General features: G+C 68.0%; 10 protein-coding genes. 7 read left to right on the top strand and 3 right to left on the bottom strand.

All coding sequences use genetic code 11. The annotated features are described in order from the left end of the window. Positions 1–25 precede the first annotated feature (25 nt). Genes cutA through RCF13_RS16640 form a run of 3 tightly spaced genes read left to right on the top strand, consistent with a single transcriptional unit; the run spans position 26 to position 3,305 of the window. Positions 26–364: a divalent-cation tolerance protein CutA gene (cutA, locus tag RCF13_RS16650; protein WP_005419675.1), complete on the top strand. Its 339-nt coding sequence runs from the start codon at positions 26–28 to the stop codon at positions 362–364. After that, a complete protein-coding gene (locus RCF13_RS16645) occupies positions 361–2,742 on the top strand; it encodes a protein-disulfide reductase DsbD (RefSeq protein WP_231352343.1) in 2,382 nt (793 codons plus the stop codon). Before cutA ends, RCF13_RS16645 begins: the two co-directional genes overlap by 4 nt. Beyond that, on the top strand, positions 2,739–3,305 hold the full coding sequence (locus RCF13_RS16640; RefSeq protein ID WP_134969249.1) for a TlpA disulfide reductase family protein: 567 nt from the start codon (positions 2,739–2,741) through the stop codon (positions 3,303–3,305). The genes RCF13_RS16645 and RCF13_RS16640 overlap by 4 nt, the downstream gene beginning before the upstream one ends. A 99-nt stretch (positions 3,306–3,404) precedes the next feature. Here the strand turns inward: RCF13_RS16640 and RCF13_RS16635 are convergent, their stop codons facing one another. After that, positions 3,405–4,325, bottom strand: a complete 921-nt coding sequence (locus tag RCF13_RS16635; RefSeq protein ID WP_134969248.1) for a helix-turn-helix domain-containing GNAT family N-acetyltransferase — start codon at positions 4,323–4,325, stop codon at positions 3,405–3,407. Between the two features lie 280 nt (positions 4,326–4,605). Between RCF13_RS16635 and RCF13_RS16630 the strand changes: the two genes are divergently transcribed. Next, complete coding sequence (locus RCF13_RS16630) at positions 4,606–7,164, top strand: TonB-dependent receptor (RefSeq protein ID WP_231352344.1); 2,559 nt, start codon at positions 4,606–4,608, stop codon at positions 7,162–7,164. A 205-nt stretch (positions 7,165–7,369) separates the two neighbouring features. After that, a complete protein-coding gene (locus RCF13_RS16625; protein ID WP_231352345.1) occupies positions 7,370–9,892 on the top strand; it encodes a sulfite reductase flavoprotein subunit alpha in 2,523 nt (840 codons plus the stop codon). Between the two features lie 44 nt (positions 9,893–9,936). Here the strand turns inward: RCF13_RS16625 and RCF13_RS16620 are convergent, their stop codons facing one another. Continuing rightward, complete coding sequence (locus RCF13_RS16620; protein WP_134969336.1) at positions 9,937–12,525, bottom strand: methyl-accepting chemotaxis protein; 2,589 nt, start codon at positions 12,523–12,525, stop codon at positions 9,937–9,939. A 202-nt stretch (positions 12,526–12,727) separates the two neighbouring features. On the opposite strand from RCF13_RS16620, the gene RCF13_RS16615 reads away from it, so the two are divergent. Continuing rightward, positions 12,728–13,567 carry an arylamine N-acetyltransferase gene (locus tag RCF13_RS16615; RefSeq protein ID WP_134969337.1) on the top strand — a complete coding sequence of 280 codons (840 nt, stop codon included), beginning with the start codon at positions 12,728–12,730 and terminating at the stop codon, positions 13,565–13,567. Between the two features lie 272 nt (positions 13,568–13,839). Beyond that, on the top strand, positions 13,840–14,556 hold the full coding sequence (locus RCF13_RS16610) for an ABC transporter substrate-binding protein (RefSeq protein ID WP_231352346.1): 717 nt from the start codon (positions 13,840–13,842) through the stop codon (positions 14,554–14,556). On the opposite strand, the gene RCF13_RS16605 is transcribed toward RCF13_RS16610, so the two are convergent. After that, positions 14,540–15,451, bottom strand: a complete 912-nt coding sequence (locus tag RCF13_RS16605) for a LysR substrate-binding domain-containing protein (protein ID WP_134969488.1) — start codon at positions 15,449–15,451, stop codon at positions 14,540–14,542. The genes RCF13_RS16610 and RCF13_RS16605 overlap by 17 nt on opposite strands. Positions 15,452–15,459 lie beyond the last annotated feature (8 nt).

Genomic DNA, 15,459 nt, shown 5'->3' with positions numbered 1-15,459 from the left:
GGCGGCGGCCCTATACTCGGCGGTCATGCCGACCGTCGATCCCGTCCTGCTGCTGTTGACCACCTGCCCGGACCGGGCCAGTGCCGAGCGCATTGCGCACGCGCTGGTCGGCGAGCGCCTGGCCGCGTGCGTGACCCGCCTTGATGGCGCGCAGTCCACCTACCGCTGGCAGGGCGAGGTGACCACAGATGCCGAGCTGCAGCTGCTGGTAAAGACCACCGCGAGCCGCGTCGATGACGCAATCGCGCGGATCGTCGAACTGCATCCGTATGAACTCCCGGAATGCATCGCGGTCGAAACCCGGGCCGGCCTGCCGGCGTATCTGGACTGGATCCGGGCACAGACCCGGGAGGACACTGATTGAAGACTCTGTTTGCGCGTGGCGCTGCCTTGTGCGCCCTGTTGTGGCTCTCGCTGCCGGCCTTGGCCCTGGATGAGAAGGACCTGCTGCCGGTGGACCAGGCGTTCGCGCTGACCGCCACGGCCCCCGAACGGGGCCAGGTGCAACTGCAGTTCAAGATCGCACCGGGCTACTACCTGTATCGCCACCGCACCAGCGTCAAGGCGGATCCGGCATTCAATGCCGGCACGCTGCAGATGCCCAAGGGTGACAGGCACCACGATGACTTCTTCGGCGAGGTCGAAACCTATCGGGAGCGCCTGCAGGCCACCCTGCCCGGCACGCCGACGGGCGCCGCCGGCACCATCAGCCTGGAAGTACGCTACCAGGGCTGCGCCGATGCCGGCGTCTGCTACCCGCCGCAGAAGCGCGTGGTGCAGGTCACCCTCCCGGGTGCCGGCGCGGCGGCGGCGGTGCCTGCCGCGCGTACCGGTGCCGCCAGTCCGTTCAACAACCCGCTGGCCGGTGCCGGCAACAGCGGTGGCCTGCGCCTGCCGGGCGCGGCCAACAACAGCCAGGCGCTGCCGCTGCCGTCGGAACAGGCGTTCGGCTTCGATGCCATCGCCAGCGACGGCAACACCCTGCTGCTGCGCTTCAGCCCGGCACCCGGCTACTACCTGTACCGCGACCGCACTTCGCTGAAGCTGGAAGGCAGCGCCGGCGTGCTCGCCGACAAGCCGCGCTGGCCGGCCGCGCAGTCGCATCGCGACGAGCACTTCGGCGATGTCTCGGTGTACTTCAACCAGGTGGAAGTGCCGCTGCCGCTGCGCCGCACCGTCACTGATGCGGTCGACAGCACCCTGGTGGTGACCTTCCAGGGCTGCCAGACCGATGGTATCTGCTACCCGCCGATGACCCGTCGGGTGAAGCTGTCGATTCCGGCCGGCAAGCTCAACGCCGGCACCGGCCAGGCGCCAGTGCGCGAGGAAGCCGTCAATGCGCTGCGCGCTGCCGGTACGCCGCGTGAATCCGCCAATGGCGTACCGCTGCGCCTGCTGCCGACCGTACCCAACGACGGCAACGCCACTCCCGCCGCCACGGGCGGCCAGGGCGCAGGCAACGCGTTCGCCACCGACGCGCGTGGTGACAATTCGCTGCGCACGCGTCCGCCGGCGACCACCCCGAACCCGGACCGTTCGTTCGTCTGGGTGCTGCTGCTGGCGCTGGCCGGTGGACTGGTGCTGAACCTGATGCCCTGCGTGCTGCCGATCCTGTCGCTGAAGGTGCTGAGCCTGGCGCAGAGCGGCGAAAGCCCGCAGCGCGCCCGCAGCCACGCGCTCTGGTACACGTTGGGCGTGCTGGTCGCGTTCGCCGTGATCGGCGCATTGATGGTCAGCCTGCGCGCGATCGGCAACGCCGTCGGCATCGGCTTCCAGTTGCAGCACCCGGGCGTTGTGGCGGCACTGGCCTACATCATGTTCGCGGTGGGCCTGAGCCTGTCCGGCGTGTTCACCCTCGGCGGCGGCATCGGCAACCTTGGCCAGTCGCTGGCCAGCCGCAGCGGACCGGCCGGTGACTTCTTCACCGGTGCGCTGGCCTGCGTGGTCGGCAGTGCCTGCGTCGGCCCGTTCATGGGCGGTGCGATCGCCTACGCCTTCATTGCCCCGCCGCTGAAGGCGATGACCGTGTTCCTGTTCCTCGGCCTGGGCCTGGCGCTGCCGTTCCTGCTGATCGGCTTCGTGCCAGCGCTGGCACGCCGCCTGCCCAAGCCCGGCCCGTGGATGGAAACGCTCAAGCACGTGCTGGCCTTCCCGATGTACGCCACTGCGCTGTGGCTGCTGTGGGTGCTGGGCAAGCAGCGCGGCGTGGACGGCATGGCGCTGGTGCTGGGCGGCCTGCTGCTGTTCGCGTTCGGCCTGTGGCTGTTTGAACGCAACCGCTGGACCGGCTCGCGTGCGGGGACCCTGCTCGGCGTGCTGCTGGCGATCGGTGCGCTGGTTCCGGCCTGGGGCGTGACCCAGCTGGCACCGCCGGCGAGGGCCGCACAGGCCGCCAGCGACAACGTGGTCGAGTATTCGCCGCAGCTGCTGGACCGCCTGCGCGCCGACAACCGCGTGGTGTTCGTCAACATGACCGCCGACTGGTGCGTGAGCTGCAAGGCCAACGAACGTGCGGTGCTGTCACGGCCGGAGTTCAAGGAACTGCTCAAGCGCACCAATGCGGTGTACATGCGCGGTGACTACACCAACGTCGACCCGCAGATCACCACGTTCCTGGAAGAGCACAAGGCGGTGGGCGTACCGCTGTACGTGGTGTACGGCCCCGGCGCGCCGCCGACCGTGCTGCCGACCCTGCTGACCCAGGCGGTGGTCGAGGAAGCGCTGCTGCGCACCGCACGATGAAGTGGCAACGGCCAGCGCTGCTGTGGACAGCGGTGCTGGCCGCCGGCCTCGGCCTGTGGGCCGGGCATCGATTGGCACCCGGCCCATCATCACCTGCCGCGCCAGCGACGGCTTCCAGGGCGACGGCCATGAAGCCCACGCTGCAGGTGGGCGATCAGTTGCCCGCGCTGACACTGCCTGACCTGGCGGGTCAGCCATTGGTCCTGCGCGATCGCTTCGCCGGCCGGCCGCTGCTGATCAACGTCTGGGCCAGCTGGTGTGCGCCCTGCGTGGAAGAGATGCCCGAACTGGCGCGCTTCGCCGGTGCCCAGGGCGACAACGGTGTGCAGGTGCTGGGTCTGGCGCTGGACACCACGGACGACGTGCGCGGTTTCCTGCAGCAGGTGCCGGTGGACTACCCGATCGTGATCGAGACACCGGGCCCGCGCGATGCCAGCGTGCAGCTCGGTAACGCGCAAGGCCTGCTGCCCTACAGCGTGTTGTTCGATGCGCAGGGGCGAATGGTAAAAGCGAAGCTGGGACCGTTCGCCCACGGCGAGATCGAGGCATGGGCCGCCCCATAGGCCTGCGTCGGCGGTGCAGGTGCCACTCAACGACCTGCTGGAGAACGTCCTGCGCCGGCAGCATGCGGGTCCAGGCAGCATGCGCTGCGGCCGATCGCATCAGACCAGCGGGCGCGCCCACAGCTGGGACACCTGCGGCTGGCCGAACAGCTGTTCGTTCTGCTCTGCTATCAACTCGAAACCGGCCCGTTCGTACAGGCCGCGCGCTTCGGTGAGCGCGGCATTGGTCCACAGCACCATGCGCTTGTAGCCCACCGCGCGCGCGAAACTCATCGCCTCCTCCACCAGCCGCTGCCCGATGCCCCGCCTGCGCGCACTGGCATCGACGTGCAGCAGCCGCAGCTTGGCATTGTGCGCGTCGTGCCGGACCACGAACACCGAGCCCACCGCGGTGCCATCCAGTTCGGCGATCCAGCAGCGCTCGGTCTGCGGGTCATGCTCGCGCAGGTAGCGGGTGACGATGTCGGCCACCAGCGCTTCAAACTCCGCGTTCCACCCGAATTCGCGTGCATACAGCGCGCCGTGCTTCTGGATCACCCAGCCCATGTCGCCGGGGCGGGGATCGCGCAGCACGCAACCCGACGATGCACCTCCCAGCAGCGCCTGGATGTGTCCCATCGCCTCCAGAAGGCGCTGGCATCCCGCTTCACTGATATCTCCCAGCATGGCACCGATGCTTTCGCTGGACGCTGCATCCAGCTGTGCGAAGGCGGCCCGGCCCGCCTCGGTCAACACCAGCCGGTTCGCGCGCGCGTCCATCACCGATGGCTCGCGTTGAACCAGACCGCGCGCCTGCAGCCCGCTCAACAGCCGGCTGAGGTAGCCCGCGTTGAGGTCCAGCTGATGGCCCAGCTGCGCAGCTGTGATGCCCTGGCCCGTCGCCAGTTCGAACAGCACCCGCGCTTCGGTGAGGGTGAAGTCGCTGTGCAGCAACCGCTCCTCGAGCACGGCGATCCTGCGGGTGTAGAAGCGGTTGAAGGCTCGGACCTGTGCAACGGGATCGGCAATGAGCGTAGACACGGGACATTCCTGATGGTTGCCTGAAGCACATACTACGTGCTTTCAGCATACATATGAGACTGTTCTGCGATCCATTCCGCGAGTTTGCACCTTAAATCGAAAGATCCGTTGCGGTACGGTTTACGTTCTGTTAATTCTACGTTTAGCGACCAGGGCCCTGGCTGCAAGGAGAACCAACAGGATGAACCACTGACCGACAAACCACTCAAATCGACTGCAGGGTGCATGCATGAAACACGGAATTCGCAGAAGTGTTCGGGCTCCAGACGCAATCACGCCCTTGGCATCCGCAGTAATGGTGGCCCTCGCCACCGCGCTGCTGTCCACCAGCCCCGCTGCATGGGCGCAGGACAGCAGCACATCGACGACGCCCGACGCGGCCACCACCCTGGATACCGTTTCGGTGCTGGGCAGCCGCACCAAACCGCGCACGGTGTCGTCGTCGGCGGTGCCGATCGACATCATCAGCGGTGAAGAGTTCCGCAACCAGGGCGCGACCGACGCCCTCGACCAGCTCAAGGTGCTGGTGCCTTCCTTCAACGTCAGCACGATCCCCATCGACGATGCGGCCAGCCTGGTGCGTCCGGCCAACCTGCGTGGCCTGCCGCCGGACAACACCCTGCTGCTGGTCAACGGCAAGCGTTTCCACCGCTCGGCGGTGATCACCTTCCTCGGCCATGGCCTCTCCGATGGTGCGCAGGGCCCTGACCTTTCGGTGTTCCCGTCACTGGCACTGGAGCAGGTCGACGTCCTGCGCGACGGTGCCGCCGCGCAGTATGGATCGGACGCCATCGCCGGCGTGCTCAACTTCGGCCTGAAGAAGCTGCGCGAAGGCGGTACTGCCGAGGTCTTCGCCGGGCAGTACTACAAGGGCGACGGGCTTACCACCCAGTACTCGGCGCAGATCGGCCTTCCGCTGACCGAGCACGGTTTCGCCACCCTGACGGCTGAGTGGCGCAAGGCCGACGACACTTCGCGCAGCGTGCAGCGCGATGATGCCGCCGCGGTGGCGGCGGCCGGCTACCCCGGGGTGAACGACCCGGCGCAGATCTGGGGATCGCCGAAGGTGGACGACGACCTCAAGCTGGTCGCCAACCTCGGCTACAACACCGAAAACGTGGAGTTCTACCTGTTCGGCAACTATGCCAAGCGCAAGGTGGACGGCGGGTTCTACTACCGCGACCCCACCGCGCGTTCGGGCGTGTACTCCAATGATGGGGGGGAGACGCTGCTGGTGGGCAACCTGACCGGCGTGGGCAGCTGCCCTTCCATCGCCCTGCGCGACGGCGCCGGCAGCCTGCTGCCCTACAGCACCGTAAGTGGCGCCGTGGGTGCGCTGCCGGCCAACTGCTTCACCTTCCTCTCCAGTCTGCCCGGTGGCTTCACCCCACGCTTCGGCGGCGAACTGGAGGACGCTTCGGTGTTCGCTGGCGCCAAGGGCACGTGGGGCCAGTGGTACTGGGACGTAAGCGGCTCATGGGGCCGCAACGATATTGAATTCACCATCTACAACACCGTCAACGCGTCGCTCGGGCCTGACCAGCCGGCCGGGTTGCTGTTCCGACCCGGCGGTAACACCCAGACCGAAAAGAACCTCAACGTGGACGTAAGCCGGGACATACCGGCCAGCTTCAGCAGCCAGCCGCTGCGCCTGGCGATGGGCGCCGAATGGCGCGAGGAGAGCTTCAGGATCAGCCCCGGTGATGGCCCATCCACCGCCATCGGCCCGCTGACCGAACAGGGCTTCGCGCTTGGCTCCAACGGTTTCAATGGTTTCAGCACGCGCACCGCCGGCACCTTTGATCGCCGCAACTGGGCGGCCTATGCCGACCTGGAAGCCCAGCTCACCGACAAGCTGCTGCTGGCCGGTGCGCTGCGCTACGAGGACTACGATTCGTTCGGCAGCACCACTACCGGCAAGTTCACCGCGCGTTTCGACTTCAACGAGCACTTCGCCCTGCGCGGTGCCTACAACACCGGCTTCCGCGCACCGACTCCCGGCCAAGCCAACGTCAGCCAGATCAGCACCGTGTTCGGCGGCACCGCGCTGGAGGACATTGCCACGCTTCCGCCCACCAACCCGATCGCGCAACTGAAGGGCGCCCAGCCGCTCAGTCCGGAAGAGTCCAGGAATGTGTCACTGGGAGCGGTGTGGACCGCGGGCGACTGGCTGATCACCCTGGACGGCTACCAGATCAAGGTGGAAGACCGCATCGCGTTGAGCACCAGCTTTGCGGTCACCCCGGAAGAGCGCGCGGCGCTGGTGGCCGGCGGCAATGCGGAGGCCGCCTCCATTTCGCAGGTGACCTACTTCGGCAACGCCTTCGATACCACCACGACCGGCGTGGATCTGGTGACCAGCTTCAAGAGCGATCACTTCGGCGGGGTAACCACCTACTCGCTTGCCGCCAACTGGAACCGCACCAGGGTGGATCGCTACGACACCGACTTCATCGACGAAGCCCGCGTCTACAAGCTGGAGAAATCGCTGCCCAGGACCAAGGGCTACTTCAGCATCCACCACCAGCGGCAGATCTTCCATGCCAACCTGCGCTTCAATTACTACAGCAGCTGGTACGAAGACCATCTGGACAGCGGCGTGATCTCCGCCGAGGACGGGGGCCTGCCGATCTACGACGGCAGCGCGCTGATCGTGGATGCAGAGGTGGGCTGGAAGTTCGATTCGGGCCTGTATTTCAGCCTCGGCGCGCAGAACCTGTTCGACCGCACGCCGGCCGACAACCCCTGGAGCGGGGTGGCCGGCGCGCAGTACCCCGTGCACTCGCCCTATGGATTCAACGGCGGCTTCTATTACGCGCGGGTAGGCTGGAAGTTCTGAGCCCTGCGTGAAGACCCGGGACGACAGCCAGGGAAGGCTGCGTCTCTGCGTCCAAGTACACCGCGACGGGGGCAGAGGCCAGGCACAGCCCGGCCTCTGTCCAACGGCTTGACCGCAGCCAACGCGCCACGGAGAATTCCGCGACTAATTCTCATTTGCTGTTGCGCAGGATGCGGGCGGCAGCCTCCCGGGCCCTCCTTCTTCGATGTTCAAGAACGTCCTGTTCCAACTGCACTGGCTGCTGGGCATCACCGCAGGTGCCGTCCTGGCCGTGATGGGCCTCAGTGGCGCCACGCTGTCCTTCGAGGACGAACTGCTGCGCGCCGCCAATCCCGGCTTTGCCGAGATCGCCGAGCACCATGCCGACGGGCAGCCTCCCCTTGCACTCAGTGAACTGGTGCCGCTGCTCCAGGCCGGCAGCGAACGCCCCCTGCAACGCCTGCGTATCGATGCCACCGGACAGCGGCCGTCGGTGGCGCGCTTTGCCGGTGGCAGGGAACACTGGGTGTACTTCGACCCGTACAGCGGTGAGCGCTTCAGCGCCCTGCGCGGCCAGGCGTTCTTCGACTTCGTCGAGGACCTGCATCGCCACCTTGCCGCGGGCGAACGCGGCAAGTGGATCACCGGCAGCTGTGCCATCGCCCTGCTGTTCTTCACCCTGTCCGGCCTCTACCTGCGCTGGCCACGACGCTGGTGGCACTGGCGCAGCTGGCTGGCAGTGGAGTGGAAACGCAGCGGGCGCGGCTTCCTGTGGAGCCTGCACTCGGTAGTCGGCACCTGGGTGCTGCTGATCTACCTGATGAGTGCGCTGACCGGCCTGTGGTGGTCGTTCGACGGGTATCGCAGCGCGGCCAGCACGCTGCTGGGCGTCCCACCGGCGGCCAAGCACCAGGTTGCCACCGATGCGTCGCTGGACCTGCACCGCATTGAAGCCACGCTGTACGCGCTGCCGGGCGTGCGCGCCGGCTTCATTGACCTGCGCCTGCCGGAGAAGCCCGGACAGGCACTGAATGTTCGGGTGATGGCCGGTGATCCGTCGCAGCGCGGCGGCCACCACGATCGTGCGCATGACCTGCTGCAGCTCGATCCGGCCAGCGGTGCCGTTCTCGATGCCCGTCCGTACGCACGCCAGGGCGCGGGCGGACAGTTGGCCACCAGTGTGTTCGCGTTGCATTCGGGCAGCTACTTCGGTGTGCCCGGCCGCGTGGTGGTGATGCTCAGCAGCCTGGGCATGAGCCTGTTCTTCATCACCGGCTGGATGCTGTACCTGGACCGCCGCCGCAGCCAGCGTGCCGCGCGCGGGCTGCGCCAGGCGCTACCGATGCCGGCCAGCGATGCCGGCAACGCAGCGTGGCTGGTGGTGCATGCCAGCCAGAGCGGACTGGGCGAACAGCTGGCGTGGCGCGCGGCGGCACAGCTGCAGGCGGCCGGCCATGCGGTGCGGGTGCTGCCGCTGGCGCGCATCGATGCCGCGCTCCTGCTGCATGCATCGAGCGCGCTGTTCGTGCTGAGCACCTTCGGCGACGGCGAGCCGCCCGATGCCGCCCGGCGCGCAGCGCGGCAGTTGCTGGCACAAGCGCTGGACCTTTCGGGCCTGCAGTTCGGCCTGCTCGCGCTGGGTGACCGCCAGTACCCGCACTACTGCGGCTTCGGCCGCCGGGTCGATGGCTGGTTGATCGGAAACGGCGCGCGTGCACTGTTCGAGCGCGTCGACGTCGATGCCGCCTCGGTCCCGGCGCTGCGCCGGTGGCAGCAGGAGCTGGGTGCGCTCACCGGCATCGTCACCGATGACAGCGTGCTGCCTGCGGCTACGCAGATGCATGAGTGGCGCCTGCTCGGCCGCGACCGCCTCAACCCTGGCAGCGTCGGCGGAGCCATCTGGCGTATCCGTCTTGCCGCACCGGCCGACGTGCAGTGGCAGGCGGGTGACATCCTGCACATCGCGCCCCGCCACAATGCCCAGCACGCCGGTGCCGTGCTGAAGGCGCATGGGCTGGATCCGCTGCAGCCACTGCTGGTCGATGGCCATCCGCGCACGCTGCTGGCGCTGGCCAGTGAACGCGAGCTGCCCGAGGCCGATGCTGCGCTGGCGGTGCAGGATGCCTGCCTGTGGCTGGCCGGGCTGCCGCTGCTGCCCAGTCGCGAGTATTCGATCGCCTCCTGCACGGATGATGGCGTGGTGGAGCTGGTGGTGCGGCTGGTGCATGACGCCTCCGGTCGAGCCGGGTTGGGCTCGGGCTGGCTGTCGTTGCATGCGCCGATCGATGCCGGCATCGTCGCCCGCGTGCATCGCAATCCCGGTTTCCATCGCGTCATTGGCGCGCCGATGGTGCTGATCGGCAACGGCACCGGCATCGCCGGGCTGCGCAGCCTGTTGCGCGAAGCCGCCCGTGCAGGCGAACACGGGCACTGGCTGTTGTTCGGCGAACGCCAGCGTGCGCACGATTTCCTGTTCGCCGACGAGATCGAAGCGTGGCAGGCCGATGGCCATCTCGCCCGGTTGGACCTGGCGTTCTCGCGCGATGGCGACGGCGGTTATGTGCAGGATCGCCTGCAGGCGGCCACCGGAACGCTGCGCGACTGGATGCAGCGCGGTGCGGTGATCCATGTCTGCGGGTCGTTGCAGGGCATGGCCGAAGGCGTGGACCAGGTGCTGCGAACCGCGCTGGGAGATGAAGCGGTGGAAACGCTGCTGGAAAGCGGGCGCTACCGCCGCGACGTGTATTGATTCCTGCCGCCGAACGCTGGTGTGAGCCGAGCATGGGCTCGGCTCTACAGTGTTCCTGCAACCGATGTAGCGCCGAGCCTACGCTCGGCTGACCAGGCCGCCGCGGCGCGCGCCTGCGGCATCGACTGCAAACGGAATGCGCCCACCGCTTCGGCCAGGGCACGCACCTGGACCTGCATCTGCGCCGTGGAGGCACCGGCCTCTTCCACCAGGCTGGCGTTACGTTGGGTGCTGGCTTCCATCTGCACGATGGTCTGGTTCACCTGTGCGATGCCGGCATGCTGGTCGTGCGACGCACTGCGGATAGCCGCCAGCAGGTCGGCCAGCTGCTGCACGCTGCCGACGATTTCGCCCATCGTGGTGCCGGCCTGTTCGGCCTGCTGGTTGCCCTGTCCCACACGCGCCACCGAATCCTCGATCAGGCCCTTGATCTGCTTGGCCGCCTCTGCGCTGCGTTGTGCAAGCAGGCGCACTTCCGCGGCCACCACGGCGAAACTGCGGCCCTGCTCACCGGCACGCGCCGCTTCCACCGCCGCATTCAGCGCCAGGATGTTGGTCTGGAAGGCGATGCCGTCGATCAGCTGGGTAATGTCGCCGATCCGCCGCGATGCCTCGCTGATGCCCTGCATGGTCGCCACCACTTGGCCGACAGCCTCGCCGCCGCGCTGCGCCACCGCTGCCGCACCCTTGACCAGCGCGTCGGCACGGCCTGCGGCATCAGCATTGCGACCGACCGTATCGGTCAGTTCGTGCATGGAAGCGGCGGTCTCTTCCAGGTTGGCGGCCTGCTGCTCGGTGCGCTGTGACAGATCTTGATGACCGGCAACGATCTCGCCAACGCCGGTATCGAGACTGGAGGTGGCGTGCTGGATGCGGGTGACGATGCGGCCCAGCTGCGCGACCGTCGCGTTGGCATCATCGCGCATGCGCGCGAACACGCCCTGCAGCTCACCCTCCATGCGCACGCTGAGGTCACCACGAGCCAGCGCGGCCAACAATGCCTGCAGGTCGCCGAGGTTGGTTTCAAACGTCGCCAGCAGGCGGTTGATGCTGGTCGACAACGTGCGCACGAAGCCCTGCTTGCCCTCCAGCGCGATGCGACCGTGCAGGTCACCGTGTGCTGCAGCATCGACCAGCGCAGCGACCTCGGTTTCCAGCAGGGTCTCCAGCGCTCGACTGCGCCATTCCACCGCTACGCCGAGGAATTGCCCGTCATCGATGACGGGGTTGGCAATCAGCTGGTAACGCGTGCCGGCATGGCCGATCTCGCGCTCTTCGCGCTGGCGCACGCCGGCCAGGCTGGCCAACGCCGGATGCAGGCGTACCGCGTCGCTGCCCACCAGCGCCTCGTTCCGCAGGTCAAGCAGCTGCAGCAGTGCCGGGTTGGCGTAGGCGACCTGCCCTTCCGCATCGATCACCATCAAGCCGGTCTGCGCACTGTCCAATGCCTGGCGCACCCGGGTGTTGCCGCGCGCCACGGCACGCTCGGTCTCGATACGCGCGCGCAGGCGCTGCTGCATGTCGACCAGGCGCTGGGCCAGCTGGCCGATCTCGTCGTTGGCGTTGTAGACGCGCAGGGTGGTGTCCAGGCGGTCGTCGGCGATGTCGCTGGCGAAGTGCAGGGTGTCCTGGATCGGCTGGCGCACTGCACGCAGCACCAGCACGAGGCTGGTGATCAGCACACCGGCGACCAGCAGCACGGTCAATGCAAACAGCACGCTCATCGTGCGCGCACCAGCCTGCTGGCGGGCCTGGGCACGGGCCAGTGCCGCGGCCTGTGCCTGCTGGAATGCGGCCAGCGCAGGCGCTACGCCCGCAGCGGTATCCAGCAGCGACTGCGCTTCCACATCCAGGCCGACACGGGCAGCGGTATACCCCAGCAATGCGGCCTGATACGCCTCCATTCCGGTGCGCAGGGTGTCCTGCGCATCCGCGGGCAGGCCCGCCAGCGCGAGATCGAACGGCAGCTTTTCTTCGCTGGCGCGGTCGGCGTGGGTGGAATCACCGTCGAGCAGCAGCAGTGCCTCCTGCCGCCGCATCTTCTGCAGGGACAACGCCAGCGCATCCCGCTGCTGCGCATCCACCTGCCCCTGCAGCGTGTCTGCAGCCTGTTGCAGCTGCGCGGCGAGGCCGGCCTCACCACGGCCCATCTCGTCGACCCGTTCGAACAGGGCGGCCACACCCTGCGAGAACGCGCCTGCAGCTTCGGTCAACGCCTGCAGGGCCTTGCGCCGGCCTGCATCCATCGGCATCGTGCGCAGCGCCCGCAGATCGTCCTGCAGCGCCTTTTGCGTGGCCAGCAGCTGCGCGCGGTCGGCATCATCGAAACTGCGTGCATACTGGATCTGCAGGCGGCGCGCTTCGGCCACCCGCGTGGCCAGGCGCGCGGCGAGGTCACTGCCGCGCTGGTAGCTTGCCTGGCTGCGCGCAGCCTGCGTGCTGGCATGCCCGGTCCAGGCGTAGACGGCTGCGATTGCGACCAGTCCCAGGCCACAGACCCACAAGGTCGCCTTGAGCTTGTTGGCTACGCTCAGCCGATGCGGTTGCAGCCACAGCAGCAGGCCGGAGGACGCCGGGCGCAGCGCCGCAAGCCGCGTGCGCAGGGACCGGAGGTGGGAGACAACGGCCGACATGACAGACTCCAGGCAGAAGGACGCACCTGTATCGGCCGGATTCAAGGCAACTTTAGAACTTTCGTCGTCCTGGCCCAGCGGTGACGGGCGGACGCGGCCTTTGTACCGGGTGCAGGCGACGCTGGCGTGACACGACCAGCACCCTTGACCTCAACCCCGGTTGGGGGAGCACAGTGGACCTCCCCTCCCGCCCGGTGCCGCCATGACGACGCTCGATGTCCCTCGCTACCTGCAGCGCCTGCAGCTGGATGCGCCGCCACCGCGGACCCTGGCCGGCCTGACCCTGCTGCAGCAGCGCCACAACGCACTGCTGCCGTTCGAGACCCTCAGCTGCCTGCTGCGCGATGAGGTACCGATCGACCTGGACAGCGTGCAGCGCAAGCTGCTGGACGAGCGCCGTGGCGGCTACTGCTTCGAACTCAATGGCGGCCTGCTGGCGCTGCTGCAGGCGCTGGGCTTCGATGCGCAGCCATTGAGCGCGCGCGTGCTGCTGGCTGCCCATGACGGCGAACTGACCGCACGGACCCACCTGCTGCTGCGCGTGCAGGTGGACGGCGATGACTGGCTGGTGGATGCCGGTTTCGGCAGCCTGACCCCGACCGTGCCGCTGCGGCTGAATGATCCGCAGCCGCAGGCCACGCCTCACGAGCGGTACCTGCTGCAGCGCCTGCCCGGCGAGGGGGATTTCGTGCTGTACGCCGAATCCGGTGACGGCTGGCGGGCGATGTACCGTTTCGACCTGCACGTGCCCGCACCGATCGACAACGTGGTGGGCAACTGGTACGTGTGCACCCATCCCGACTCCAGCTTCCCCGGCCAGCTGCGCGCGTCGCTGACCGGGCCAGATTGGCGACGCACCATCGGCAGCGGCAACTACACCGAGTACCGCCCCGGCCAGGCACCGGACAAGCGTCCGCTGCACGATGTTGCCGACGTGCGCGACGTGCTGCAGCAACGCTTTGGCATGCAGTTGCCCGAAGACCCGCGGCTCGATCCGGCGATCAACGACTGGCTGCAGCGCTCACGCGCCGCGACCTTGTAGAGCCGAGCCCATGCCCGGCTGAGCTTGGGCGGCTGGGTCAACAGCAGCCGAGCATGGGCTCGGCTCTACGGAACCGCGCGCGCCTGCAACGCAATCCGGTTGCCTTCACTGTCGCAGATCCCGGCCACGTTCCAGGCTCACCTCCAAGTCCATGCCCACACCTGCGGCCTCGTCGGCAAACGGAAGGTAGGCCATCCTGCAGTCGTGCAGCATGACACCCCTTGCAGGGCAGTGCTGGCATGCTGGGTGCCCCTTTCCTCGCGGAGTCCTGCATGTCCCTGGCCGATCACCAAAGTGCGCTGGCACCGCAGGGCTTCCTGCGCGTGGCGATCAACCTGGGCAACCCGGTGCTGGCGCAGGGCGATGCGCACTCGCCGCGCGGACCGTCGGTGGAGCTGGCCGCGACATTGGCGCAGCGCCTGGGTGTGCAGGCACGCTTCACCTGTCACGATGCCGCAGCCTCGGTGGTCGCTGCGGCAGGCGAAGACGGCTGGGATCTGGCCTTCCTGGCCATCGATCCGGCACGCGCCGACCGCATCGCCTTCAGTGCTCCGTACGTGGAGATCGAAGGCACCTATCTGGTGCGCGAGGACAGTCCCGCGCAGCAGGTGACCGACCTCGACCGCGAGGGGCTGCGCATCGCGGTGGGCCGCGGTGCAGCCTACGATCTGTTTCTCAACCGCGAACTGCGCCACGCCACGATCGAACGGGCCGAGTCGTCGGCGGCTGCGATCACCCTGTTCGATCTGCAGCGCCTGGATGCCGCCGCCGGCGTGCGCCAGCCGCTGCAAGCATGGGCGCGGGCGCATCCCGGCCACCGCGTGCTGGCCGACCGTTTCACCGCGATCCAGCAGGCGGTGGCGGCGCCGGCATCCCGCCCCGCCGACGCGCTGCAGGCGCTGTTCGAGGAAGTGGAGGCGATCAAGGCCGGCTCGCTGCTGGAGGAGGCGTTCGCGCGCGCCGGGCAGGCGGTCACGCTGGTGCGATGAGTGTAGCGTCCGCCATGTGCCGCACGTGTTCGGCAGCCTGCGCGTGCAGCCAGTCGCGGAAGGCAAGAAAGCCGCGGTGGCGGGCCGAACGCTGCGGGTAGACCAGCCAATGCGGCCAGGCGGTTTTCAGGCGCAGGTTGGACAGCGCAACCAGTTGGCCGGAATCCAGCAACAAGCGCGCCCGCGTCACCCGCCCCAGCGCCACGCCCACCCCGTCCAGCGCCGCACGGTGGTGTGCCTCCGAATCATCCAGCACCGCTATGAAGCGCGACGGCGGGGTCTGCCCGCTCAACGCGAACCAGGCCCCCCACGCACCATCGGGGTCCCCCAGCAGTGGCCACTGGTTCAGTGGCACCCGGTCGATCCCTCCCATGCGTTCGATCAGCGCCGGGCTCGCCATCGGCAGCAGCCACTCGTCGAACAGCGGCTCAACCACCAGGCCCGGCCACTGCCCGCTGCCCAGCCGCAGCGCGGCGTCGAACTGGCGCTGCCGCTCGAAATCAATCAGGCGCTCACTCGACTGCAGGTTGATCTCGATCTGTGGGTGCTCAGCCACGAAATGACCCAGGCGCGGCACCAGCCACGCCGACGCCATCGACGGCACCGCACTGATCGTCAGCACGTGCTCGGCGCGGGCCGCATAGGGCTGGAAGGCTTCGTTGATCGCATCCAGATGCGGGCCGACCTGGTCGAGCAGGCGCTGCCCCTCCAGGGTGAGGGCGACGCCACGCGGTTGGCGGACCAGCAGTGGCTGCCCGAGCCGCTCTTCCAGCTGGCGCATCTGATGGCTGAGCGCACTGACGGTCAGATTCATCGACGCCGCTGCCCGTGACAGGTTGCCCAGCCGCGCGGCGGCCACGAAACCCTGCAGGGCATGAAGGGGCGGACGGGACATCAGGCTTG

It is taken from the genome of Stenotrophomonas maltophilia group sp. RNC7, from assembly GCF_030910085.1.
Taxonomy (GTDB): Bacteria; Pseudomonadota; Gammaproteobacteria; order Xanthomonadales; family Xanthomonadaceae; genus Stenotrophomonas; species Stenotrophomonas sepilia.
Note: the sequence above shows the minus strand (reverse complement) of the source record. Positions and strands in the feature narration are given on the sequence as shown.